This is a genomic window from Mesorhizobium sp. M7A.F.Ca.MR.148.00.0.0, assembly GCF_003997735.1.
Lineage (GTDB): Bacteria > Pseudomonadota > Alphaproteobacteria > Rhizobiales > Rhizobiaceae > Mesorhizobium.
The window spans coordinates 1-11,502 of sequence record NZ_RZTB01000150.1 but is presented as its reverse complement, the minus strand read 5'-3'; the positions used below and the strand labels follow the sequence as shown (position 1 = coordinate 11,502).

The 11,502-nt window shown below is 59.4% G+C and carries 7 protein-coding genes and 1 pseudogene; 6 read left to right on the top strand and 2 right to left on the bottom strand.

Going from position 1 to position 11,502, the window contains the following annotated elements:
* From EOB49_RS30420 to EOB49_RS30400, 5 genes and pseudogenes are all read left to right on the top strand, one after another.
* Positions 1 to 269: winged helix-turn-helix domain-containing protein (locus EOB49_RS30420; protein ID WP_164781861.1), on the top strand; the 269-nt coding region annotated here is incomplete at its 5' end.
* Positions 266 to 1,594, top strand: coding sequence for a HAMP domain-containing sensor histidine kinase (locus EOB49_RS30415; RefSeq protein ID WP_126063917.1), 1,329 nt, complete (start codon positions 266 to 268; stop codon positions 1,592 to 1,594). The genes EOB49_RS30420 and EOB49_RS30415, both read left to right, overlap by 4 nt.
* A 1,949-nt stretch (positions 1,595 to 3,543) precedes the next feature.
* A pseudogene (locus tag EOB49_RS30410) lies at positions 3,544 to 4,848 on the top strand (pitrilysin family protein); the annotation flags it as partial.
* 9 nt (positions 4,849 to 4,857) lie between these two features.
* On the top strand, positions 4,858 to 6,123 hold the full coding sequence (locus EOB49_RS30405; RefSeq protein WP_236383468.1) for a pitrilysin family protein: 1,266 nt from the start codon (positions 4,858 to 4,860) through the stop codon (positions 6,121 to 6,123).
* A gap of 412 nt (positions 6,124 to 6,535) precedes the next feature.
* Positions 6,536 to 8,011: an NAD-dependent succinate-semialdehyde dehydrogenase gene (locus tag EOB49_RS30400; protein ID WP_095486045.1), complete on the top strand. Its 1,476-nt coding sequence runs from the start codon at positions 6,536 to 6,538 to the stop codon at positions 8,009 to 8,011.
* 786 nt (positions 8,012 to 8,797) lie between these two features.
* On the opposite strand, the gene EOB49_RS30395 is transcribed toward EOB49_RS30400, so the two are convergent.
* Complete coding sequence (locus EOB49_RS30395) at positions 8,798 to 9,313, bottom strand: DUF2285 domain-containing protein (RefSeq protein ID WP_224570032.1); 516 nt, start codon at positions 9,311 to 9,313, stop codon at positions 8,798 to 8,800.
* Between the two features lie 793 nt (positions 9,314 to 10,106).
* Between EOB49_RS30395 and EOB49_RS30390 the strand changes: the two genes are divergently transcribed.
* Positions 10,107 to 10,562 (top strand): transposase, encoded by a 456-nt coding sequence (locus EOB49_RS30390; protein ID WP_256748481.1) that lies wholly within the window; start codon positions 10,107 to 10,109, stop codon positions 10,560 to 10,562.
* A 736-nt stretch (positions 10,563 to 11,298) separates the two neighbouring features.
* Here the strand turns inward: EOB49_RS30390 and EOB49_RS38115 are convergent.
* On the bottom strand, positions 11,299 to 11,502 hold a 204-nt coding region (locus tag EOB49_RS38115; RefSeq protein WP_245466477.1), incomplete at its 5' end, for a hypothetical protein.

Genomic DNA, 11,502 nt, shown 5'->3' with positions numbered 1-11,502 from the left:
CGCTTTCCATACAGGCAGCCGAGCGACGCCTCTTCCGCGACGGGCAGGAGGTCCACCTGTCTGGACGCGAATGGGCGGTGCTCGACTGCCTTCTACGCCGGCCCGGTTCGGTCGTTTCAAAGGGGAGGATCGAGCACGCGCTTTATTCATTCAATTCGGAGTTCGAGAGCAACACAGTGGAGGTTTATGTCAGCCGGCTCCGCAAGAAGATCGGCGGGGATAGAATAGCAACCGTGCGTGGCTCCGGATACAGGCTCGTGGTCACATGACGAACTCGAACAGCATGACGAGAAAGCTGATATCGTGGTTAGGCGGGGCAACGCTCCTGGTTTGGATCGCCGCCCCAACCATTGCTGCGTTCATTTTTTGCAATAATGTAAACGAAAGTTCGGATGACTTGCTCCAGGCGAGCGCAGAGTACAGAGAACCAGAGCTGATCAAGGTCTTGAATGGAAAACACGTTGATCAATACAATAACCACTTGCCAACTTATAAAAAGTACTGGACCTATCGTGAGCAGGTTATTAATAAGTACGGGGTAGTGCTTATTTCCGAACCGGAAGAGGGTCAGCAGCCCTTCCCTGATGCTCCCCTGAGTAACGGCTTTTGGGGAAACGCTGATTACCGCGTCTACACAGAGGAGATCCAAGACGGCGTGTATCATCAGTTGGCCGAACCGCTTGATGGCCGCCGTACCACAATCGCGAAGGGCGCACTTTTTGTCTTCCTTCCGACACTCGTGCTCCTGCCCTTTAGCTTAGCTGTTTGGTGGATCGTGATCCGGCGCTCGCTGCGGCCAATCGAGGTACTGCGACAGCAGATCGGATCGCGCGACGGCGGCAATCTGTCACCAATGGACTTGGGCGATTTCCCGGCAGAGTTGGCTCCAATCGCGGCATCCGTCAATCGGCTTCTCGATCGTCTGCGGGCGGCTCTCGAGGCCGAACGCGAGTTCGCCGCAAACAGTGCGCATGAACTGCGCACGCCGATCGCAGGTTCAATCGCTCAGATGCAGAGATTAGTGGCCGAGCTTCCCAATGGGTCGGCCAAAATGCGTGCGCGCGGCATCGAGCAAGCGCTGTCGAGCCTTGGCCGCCTTGTCGAAAAAGTGCTTCAGCTCGCTCAAGCCGAATCGGGGGTTGGCATGGCGGATCACGCGATCGATCTTGTCCGATCGGTTCGGCTGGAAATCGACGACCTGAGGAAAAAGCCGCAATATGCCGGACGCCTGCATCTTAACGTCGACGGCTGCACCACTTTGATGCGCAAAGTGGATGTCGATGCGTTTGGGATCCTCCTTCGTAACCTGATCGAGAATGCGCTGATACATGGACTGCCCACTGTTCCGACAACAGTTTCCGTCCAAACTGATGGAACCATCGCTATTGCAAACGCCGGACCGGTGGTGCCCCTCCCCGACCTCGAAGGGCTTACAAAGCGATTTAGTCGTGGTGCTACTCCTGCTGCGGGCTCAGGCCTTGGTCTACATATCGCTAACATGGTTATCCAGCGGATCGGTGGCAGTCTAGAGCTTGCGTCGCCCGCCCGCGGTCGCAATGATGGTTTCGAGGCGATCATACGAATTCCTCAATGACACCGGTGAATTCGACGACAGTTGGACACAGGGCGGATTGCTGGCAAGGCTGCTGACAGGGCGAACTGTACGGCAGTATGTATACGGCGTAGAAATCGTACTTCACACAACGCATTTCGGCCGCGGCAATCAATGCCGCTATCATCGTCTGAGCAGTTCGATCGAAGCGACACGACATGATCGGCAAAATCGAAGGCTCCGCCTCACCGCTCGCTCGATTTCGCCCGGGGAGAAAAAAGGCCATCCGAGAAAGTGCAAGCCGCCGCGCAAAGGCGACGTGTCCAATTGTCTGGGTGCCCCTGTGCGCCGGCCCGATCGGGTTGGCGCGGTCCAGTAAGGACCCGGACCAACCATTCCATTTAGACGACCGGCAGGTTTTAATCGGCGTCCGGATCGCCGTCCCAAAATGCCCCAAGTATACGGCTAGAAAGGCTGCCAACGATCGAGCTTTGGTCGGAGGCGTGCTTGTCAGCGTCTTGGGTGCTTGACCGGCCTTTGCAATGGCCATCGCCATCGCAAGTATCGTGCGTGGCCAGTGAGACCGCAATTTCATCAGCCTGGAGCCGACCGTATCGGTGCTTTTTTATGATTTAGGGATTTTTCGTTTTCCTCTTGGATCATCACGGGTTTGGAGAGGATCTGGTGTTAAGTGCCATTCGGAGCGCCGGCGAACCGCCCGAAATTAATGTGGTCGAGTGATGAAGCCTCCCGAATGCGTTAAACGAGACCCTTTATGGCGGCCCTGGCTGACAACAGTCTGAAAGCTGCAAGCGGCATGCGAAAATGGGGCGATCCTGAATGACGACAGATGCTATCAACATGAAAGAGGCTCGCCCTGAAAGCTGAGCACGCTTTATGCTCAGGCTGCTGACAAGGCCAAAGCAGCGTAAGTGCGTAGTGAAATCCAAGGTCCACATGGGTCGTCGCGCGTCCCATGCGCCTGGGAAGGCGCCGGCCCGGCCAAGCTTTCCCAGCTCGTCCGCATGATGCTTCGCTGAGCGTCAATGGACGTTGGCGCGAGACCAAGGCGTCGTGCGTTGCAATCCGGACGGTCCAGGGTATCAGGAGTTTCACGGCCTCGGCCCGCTTGGCTGGCCACAGTTGAAGCTCCAACGTACCGGCTGGCACCGGGAAATTGGGCTCTGCGCTGCCTCAACGCTGATGGCACGGTCAATGCTTGCCTACCGATGGGGCCGCCCATGCCGTGATGCTGTCGGTCGACGTTCGCAAACCAGACCCTCGCGAGACCCAGCGAAGGGGCTCGCCGGTACGACGAGGGACCTTACCTCTTTATGCGCGGCATCATTATCGAGGATGACATGTTGCCTTACACGTCGTCCCTCGCGCTCGGGTCTTTGTGGGGCGGATGAAGTCCTGATCGCGGTGGCACTGCTGCATGTTTGCGTAAGACCCATCCAGTCACGATCGCGCTGTCCTTCGATGTCGCGGTGCTGATAGGCGGGCAGATCGGTGTGCGCGGCGCCCGCCAAAGGATCGTCGTCACGCCGGAGGAGGCGAGCGTCATAGCCGGCGCGCCGGCGAAAGGCGCTTTCTGTCGGATGCCCGACAATGTCGGATATCGCAAGTATCAAGGTTGGATCAAACCTTGCGAATCGGGGCTTTCTTACTTGGCACGGGGCATGCTCAGGTATCCGCAAACACCCAATGGATAACGAGCAGACTTCCCATGGCCTCACCATGCCGAAAGTTTCCCGGACGCATCCAAAGATGAGGCTCGCGTCAGGCCCAGCAACACGCTGACGGCTCATGTGGCTCGGCGTCGCGTGCCGATCCACTTTCTCCCAATAGGCGTTCGGGAGACATAGATCCTTCAAAATGAGGAACAGATCACTTTGCCAGGAACGCAGCCCATAACCCCACTCTCCCTACCAGAACTACCAAGCAAGCCCCGCACTCATGGGCTTCGCAGGACGTCCGTTGCGTCCGAGTTGGTCGGCGCGGGGCCGGCTCCGATCCCCGTCGCATGGGAGGACGGCAAGGCGAGGGATTTCGTGCTCGACAACGGCATGGAGGTGGTCGTCATTCCCAACCACCGGGCGCCGATCGTCACCCACATGGTGTGGTACAAGATCGGCAGCGCCGACGAGCCGCCGGGCAAATCCGGCATCGCCCATTTCTTCGAGCATCTGATGTTCAAGGCGACGACCAACCATGCGGGCGGCGAATTCGACCGCGCAGTGTTCGAGATCGGCGGCTCCAACAACGCCTTCACCTCCTCCGACTACACCGCCTTCTATCAGACAGTGGCGCCGTCGGCGCTCGAGCTGATGATGAGCTTCGAGGCCGACCGAATGCGAAACCTCATCCTGACCGACGATGTCGTCAAGACCGAGCGCGATGTGGTCATCGAGGAGCGCCGCTCAAGCACCGACACCAACCCGCAGGACGTTCTCCATGAGGAGATCGACGCGACGCTGTGGCAGAACCACCCCTATCGCATCCCGATCATCGGCTGGATGCAGGAGATCGAGCAGCTGAACCGCGTCGACGCCACCGTCTTCTATGAAAAGTACTACTGGCCCAACAACTCCGTGCTGATCGTGGCCGGCGATGTCGAACCGGACACGGTGCGGGCGCTGGCCGAAAAGACCTATGGCAAGGTGGCGCGCGGACCTGACCTGCCGCCGCGCATCCGGCCGGTTGAGCCCGAGCAGAACACCAGGCGCACCGTCACGCTCTCAGACGCCCGCGTCAGCGTGCCGAGTTTTTCGACGCAGTGGGTGGTGCCGTCCTACCACACCGCCAAGCCGGGCGAGGCCGAAGCGCTCGACCTGCTGGCCGAAATTCTCGGCGGCGGTAACCGCGGCCGGCTCTACCAGGCGCTCGCTGTCCAGCAAGGTATCGCTTCCAGCGCCCGCGTCTATTTCCAGGGCACTGTGCTCGACGACACCAAGTTCGCCATCTATGGCGCACCGCGCGGCGATGCCAAGCTGGCTGATCTCGAAGCGGCGGCCGCTGCCGAAGTTGCCCGCATTGCCGAGGATGGTGTCAGCAACGAGGAACTAGGCAAGGCCAAGGACCACTATTTGCTCAATATGATCTTTGCGGAAGACAACCTGGACTGGCTCGCCAGCATCTACGGCTCGACGCTGGCCACCGGCGGTACCGTGAAGGATGTCGAGGAACGGCCGAATCGCATCCGCAAGGTTACCCCCGAGCAAATCAAAGCAGTTGCCGCCCGCTATCTCGCGTTCGACCGTTCGACCACGGGCTATCTCTTGCCCAAGACGGAGAATCAAGAGATGACGCTCGGCGCTCGGCCCCATGCTGCGATGAACATCCAGGAGGTGAAGTCCGAAAAGGGCATCATCGCCTGGCTGGTGGAGGACCACACAGTGGAAATCGTCAACATCGGCTTTGCCTTCAAGGGCGGCACCAAGCAGGACCCGGTCGGGAAGGAGGGGATGGCCAAACTGATGGCCGGCCTGTTCATCGAAGGCGCTGGCCATTACGACAGCGGTGCCTTCCAGGTGAAGCTCGACCATGCCGGCGCCGAAATGAGTTTGGACGCGCAAAGCGACGACATCTACGGATCGATGTGCATGCTTTCCAAAAAGCAGGACGCGGCGTTCGGCCTGCTTCGGCTCGCGCTGAACGCGCCGCGCTTCGAGCAGGGGCCGATCGATCGCGTCCGCGCCGAGATTGTCTCCCGCATCGTCGGCAGCGAGCGAGACCCTAACGCCATCGCTCAGCGCAAATGGCTGCGCGCGATCTATGGCGCGCATCCTTGTTCAAGGCCGGGAGAAGGCACAAAAGAGAGCCTCCCCGGCATCACGCCGTCCGACCTCCGCGCCTTCCACCAGGCCATTTTCGCTCGCGACGGGCTCCATATTGCCGTGGTGGGTGACATTGACGCGAACACGTTGAGGGAAAGGCTTGACCAGCTGTTTGGTGATTTGCCTGAGCAACAAACCCTCGTCCCCGTCTACGATGTCGCGCCGAAACTCGGTCAACTGGTGGAGGAGAACTACGACCTGCCGCAGACTTCGCTGACGTTGGCCTGGCCTGGCGTGAAGCCTAGCGCGCCGGATTTCTACGCGGCCGTGCTGCTGAACGACATCCTTGGCGGCTCATACTTGACTTCCCGCCTTTACGAGGAGGTACGTCAAAAACGCGGCCTTGCCTATCACGTCAGCTCTGAACTAACCCTTGACTCGCTTCTGGTTACGACAGAGACACGCTCGGACTGCGCTGCCCAAACACTGAGCATCGTGCGAGATGTGGTAAAGCAGATGGCGCAGCAAGGACCGACCGGGGCCGAGCTCAAGGCGGCGAAGAAGCACCTGATCGGCGCCTATGCCATCGACCAACTGGGCTCGACCCGCTCGATTGCAGACCGGCTCCTGGATTTGCAGATTCACAAGGCCGACGTCGACTACAACCAGCGTCGCGCCCGCAGCATCGGTCGGGTGACGCTCAAACAGGTCAAGGCGGCGGCCAAAAAGCTGCTTTCGGCCGAGCCCGCCATTTTGGTGGTCGGCCCGCCGCTGGGCGGCAAGGATGAGTAAAGAAACTCATCACACCTTCCTTCTTCATCGGGGCTTCTCGTGGGAAGAGCGTTGGAGGCCCGTGGGCCAAGCAGATCATGCAGACGCGCGGAGTCGTTTTCGCCGACCTTGCGCGGCATTGGCGGTCCGGCGGCCTCTCGCCGAAATGGCGCTCCTCAGCATGTATGCCGCCTTTTTGCAGAATTCAGTCGCACGCCACCAGCAGGCATGGTGGATGAAGCAAACATCCGACTGCTTAATCCATCAATTGATGAACCGCGGGCACTCAAACTAACGAAACTGCTGTCTTTTCATCGGGCTAGCGTGGTCTACCAGCTGCTTTGCCGAGGCCCTACGACGAACCCACTGGTGCAGAATACACACTGACGGCCCGTCGACCTGGATGTTCGCTGCGTTGAGGAGGAATCCGGTATTGCCCCTGTGCCTGCCGATGATCCGTCGCCTGAAATCCCCGCACCTGTTTGGAGCCATCGACCGCCTGCCGGCACTCGGCAGACCAGTTGGCAATAAGACGTTCGAGGTCGTCAATCCGTCGACCGGCGAAGTTTTGGCAGAGCTTCCCGATATGGGCGTGGAGGAGACACGTGCTGCGGTAGACAAGGCCTATGTTGCGCAGTCGGGATGGGCCGCGTTGACGGCCCGAGAACGTAGCGACGTTCTTTGGCGATGGCATCAGCTGATCATCGACCATGCAGGCGATCTCGCCGCGATTCTGACTGCGGAAATGGGCAAGCCGCTTGCCGAAGCCATTTCAGAGGTATCGCATGCGGCGGCGTATCTGCAATGGTATGCCGAAGAGGCCAATCGCGTCTATGGGGAGACGATCTCGGCACCCTCGACAGACCGCCGAATGCTAGTGATCAAGCAGCCCATCGGCGTTGTTGGCACGATCACGCCATGGAATTTCCCGGCCTCCATGGTGGCGCGCAAAATCTCGCCGGCCTTGGCTGCGGGCTGCACAATCGTGCTCAAGCCCGCTGAACAGACGCCGCTTGTGGCTGGCGCAATGTTCGCCCTCGCCCATCAGGCCGGCTTTCCCGATGGCGTGGTCAACCTGATCTATGCGTCCGAAGGTGATCGCGTGGGCCGTGAACTCTGCACCAATTCCAAGATTCGAAAGATCAGCTTCACCGGTTCGACGGAGGTCGGACGGCTGCTGATGCGTCAGTGCTCTGACCAGATCAAGAAGGTCAGCCTTGAACTCGGCGGCAATGCACCTTTCATCATCTTCGATGATGCCGACATTGACGGTGCTGTTGACGGTGCGGTCCAGGCGAAGTTCCGCAATGCCGGCCAGACCTGCGTTTCCGCGAACCGCATTTACGTCCAATCGAGCGTTCACGATGAGTTCGTCAAGAAATTCGTGGAAAGAATCCGGCACTTGTCGGTTGGCGACGGATTCGATGCCGGAGTGGACATCGGACCGCTCATCGACAAGCATGCTCTGGCCAAGATCGAGTCTCACATCGCAGATGCCATTGCGAAAGGCGGCACAATACGATGCGGGGGCCAGCGTATCGGCAAGAATGGCACGTTTTTCGAACCCACGGTCCTCACCGAGATTTCCAGCGTCATGGCAGTCGCGCAAGAGGAGACATTCGGGCCGCTCGCGCCGATCATTCGCTTCAACGATGCGGATCAGGTCGTGCGCGAGGCCAATGACACGATCTACGGCCTCGCCGCATACTTCTATGCCTCAAACCTGAAGCGGGTCTGGCGTGTGGCAGAGGCTCTGGAATATGGCATGGTTGGCATCAACACGGGACGCATGTCCTCGGAGGCGGCACCGTTTGGCGGGATCAAACAATCCGGCATCGGGCGGGAGGGTTCCCGTCATGGCCTCGAGGACTATCTGGAAATGAAATATCTTTGCATGGGCGGGATTTGAAACCTGCTGCACTGTCTCTCCGCCCCACCGGGGGGCGGCCTGCGGTCAATGCCGCCACCTAATTGGAAGTTCCAAACGCCGTTGACCTGAAACACGGATGCCCGGCAGGAGACTGAGCTCGCTGCCGGGCCGGACATGCCTTGGGAGGGCATAAATCAGCGCTCCTAGGGCCGATGGGCCACTCAGTTCGTGCGCCTTTTGCCGATTGCGTTGCATGTGCCGTGCCAAGCCAAAAAGCATTGATAAACCGCCGATGGATCAGCTTTTGCCCTGTTGCGCATTCTACATTGTGGGATATGCGACAATGCCCAAGCGGTTGAATCGTCGTGTTGCAGAACCCCAGACGGGTCATGACTGCTATTCTTAGGACAGTGCGCAGCAAGCCGCTACTCGCTGCACTCCAGGCACACCATTTCCATAATCAAGCGGTGGGTGCTATGTCTGACCGAGCTGTCGACCAGGGAACGGTGTGAGGCCTCAAATCCCTCCATATTGTTGCACCCGCCGGTCCAACAGGACTGCAGGTCCGGACTCAAAGGATCTTGGCTGCTATGGCGACATTGCGGTGCACGCCGCTTTCCGACCAATGATGTGCGTCCAGGTCGAGGCCGGCCCTAATGAACCACCGCCTTGGCACCCTCGCCCATCTCATTTTCGGCATCGACAAGCTAGACCAGAGCGCACTTGCAAGGCGCCATGCAGTCCTGTCGGCGGGCGAACTGTTGGTGACGGGTACAGCTGCGAGCGAACGTTCATCCACCGACGCACAGCGCGGACTGTCGCTTTTCAAATTAGGAAATCTCTGTAGCCACCATTCATGAGCGCGCGGCCACGCGAGACGGCCCGACGGATGCGGTCGCGCAGATGATCGCGAGGATCCGCCCAGTCGGCATGGACGCGCCGTTGACCGATGAGAACTTCGGCGAGCTCGCGATGAGGTGCTCCGGCGAGCGAACCGTCGAGCGCACGAAGAACGAAGGACAAACGAACGCCGCGCTTTTCCGGCGCAAACAAGCGGGGGGGCAACTGTTGCCCTAGACTGAGAGCATTGAGGCACTCCAGTCCCCTCAGTCGATGCTTTAAAAGCACCGCGGGCCAGATGGCTTGCGTATGCAGGCAAACAGGGTGGAGGATATTCGCGCCCGAGACGGCGAGCTGCAGCGCGTGGTCCGCATTGCGAAGAAGAACATGCTGGCTCTTGTCGGGCGCCAGCAGGACGATTGCACGACAGGGCAATGCCGAGAGTTCGAACGGCGGTGTCGGCGACGAGGCAGGCAACCGTTCCGCAATGACCGGCAGCACATGGACGCACCAGAGCGGACACCAGAATACGACCGAAGCGCGGCCACAAGACTCCGCGAAACAGAACACCCCAGCGTGACAGGTCGCCGGCCGACGCGACCATATCGAGAAAGGATTGGAGAGACCAAGTCTTGCAATGCTGGCGCGCAGCGGTCAGATCGCGCTGGAACGCTGGATTGCGGCGTAAGAACTCCCAAGCCCACTCCCGCAGCGTCAGGCCAGCGGTGTAGTCGTATGATCTTTCATCCCGCCAATCGGCCTGATCCGCGCCAGTCAGGAGATTCATGACTGACATCCCCTGCCCGCGCCTGCGTGCGTCGAAACATTATGCCACTTCGCAAAGCATCGGCGTAGGCAGCAGACGTCGAAGACCCCGTTTCGTTGAAGCGTCAGCCATCGCCACTGTCGGCGACAGAAGATGTGCCCAAATTGCCACCAGACCGTCGAACTGGCACAGCGACGGCCAGCGCGACCTGGAATTGATCCCGTAACAGTCATCGGCTCCTGCGTCGCGATCCAGACGTCCCTTGAAGGCGCAGTAGCGCGGCAGTGGATCGCACGCTGCTTGTCGGCAAGTTGTCGTAGCGGCGGCGCCATAGGCACGGTCATCGGAGGGTCTCCTGCGGCAAGTTTTCGCCATTGGAGGCCAATCTCCCCGCTAGGGCAGCCTGTGCAGTTGCACAGGTGAAGCGGATCAATCAGGGGGAGCCATGGCGGAAACTGGATGATGGCGGCTTGAGGAGAGCGGCGTATCGAGGCGGGTGATGAAGCCTGCCAGTACCTCTCAAGGAGAGTGATACGCCATGAACGAGACTATCAACACATTGTTCGCCTTCGTCAGCCCGACGAAATCGATGATACCCTGACGGATGTACTTCGCAGCGGCGCGCGCAAATTGCTTGCGCATGCGATCGAGATGGAGGCCGAGGCGTATGCCAAGGCGGTCGACTGCCTGACGAAAGATCATATTGCGTCGCTGGCGCTCTACGATTTCCCCGCCCAACACTGGGATCATCTGCGAACGTCCAATCCCATCGAAAGCGTCTTTGCAACCGTTCGCTATCGCACGGTGCGTACCAAGGGCTCGCTATCCTCGAAAACCGCCCAGCTGATGGTCTTCAAGCTGTTGGCCGCGGCCAGGAAGTGGCGACGATTGAAAGGACAAAATCAGTTGCCGAAACTCATCGCCGGTGCCAGGTTCCTGGACGGAATCCAGGTCATCGAAACGAAGCCGCAGAGCGCCGCTTGATCAGCCTCGTCACCCAAATTCCAGCATAGCTCCATCGGAACTGCCAGCCTTCCTTGCCGATCAGGCGCATATCAGCGCTGACGATACCGAGGACGGCGATGGCGGTCACCTCCAGGCCGCCGAGTAACGACCCTCAAAACACCGCACTGGTCGAGGCCAGCCTGAACCGGTATCTTGTGCCTGCCCTCGGGAGTCGCTCTATCCACCATGTGATCGACACCGACATTGCTAACATCACCAAGAAGATCGTCGCCGGGGGTCACCCGCAAGCGGCTAACACGGCCTTCTGGTGTATGCGGGCATTTTTCAACTGGTGTCGCAAACCGCCGCAACGGCTCATCCGCGGTTTCCCCGCGAGGGATTGGAAAATCCGGATCCGGCCCCGATCGTCAAGCGCAAGCGAGTGGTGAACGATGCCGAACTGGCGGCTATATGAACGGGCTGTGAGCCCGAACCGGGCGATATCGGCTATTCGTTCGGCTCCATCGTCAAGCTGCTCATTCTGACCGGACAGAGGCGTACGGAAGTTGCCGCGATGCGTTGGTCCTCAACCTTGAAGCCGGAACATGGAACTATCGGGTGACCGCACGAAGAACGAAGAGCCTACGCTTATTCCGCTGTCCACACTGGCGGTGTCGGTCCCCCAGACGGTACCGAAGACCAATGACACGTTTTTTTCCCTGCGAGGGGCAACGAAAGAAGCCACTTCTCAGGCTACGCGAAGGGCAAGAAGGCTCTAGACGGCAAGGTCAATACTGACGGGGTGGCTTTGGAGAACTGGACCCTTCACGATCTGCGCAGGACGCTCGCGACAAATCTCGGCAGGCGGCAGGTATTGCCACACGTCATCGAGCACATACTGAATCACAAGGCGGCGTCCTTGACAGACATTGGCGAAATTTACGATCTCTATAGCAACGTCAAGGAGAAGCGCGAGGTG